Annotated in this window: 1 pseudogene; it reads left to right on the forward strand. The window is 56.4% G+C overall.

What is annotated here, in order from left to right:
* Window positions 1–257: pseudogene (locus tag SB756_RS32165) on the forward strand (hypothetical protein); the annotation flags it as partial.

Here is a 257-nt window from a genome sequence, read left to right on the forward strand (position 1 = left end):
TGATTGACGAGCTGATCGCAGAGGCTTCCGCGCAGTTTCGTGAGTTTCTCAAGCGACTGTTGAAGGAATGGTTTCCGGATGCGGATGATGCCTCGCCCAGCCCACCACCGGTGTCGCCAGGCAGTGGTGGTCGTGGTCCTGGCGTGCCTAGAAGCGATTTCGGCCCCAGTGAATCCATGAGCAACAAGCCCATTACCGAAGGGGCGAAACATTTCAACTACAAGCCGGACTACAGTAATCCGGGGAAAAAACCGGAC

The organism is Pseudomonas sp. SIMBA_068 (assembly GCF_046534705.1).
GTDB lineage: Bacteria > Pseudomonadota > Gammaproteobacteria > Pseudomonadales > Pseudomonadaceae > Aquipseudomonas > Aquipseudomonas putida.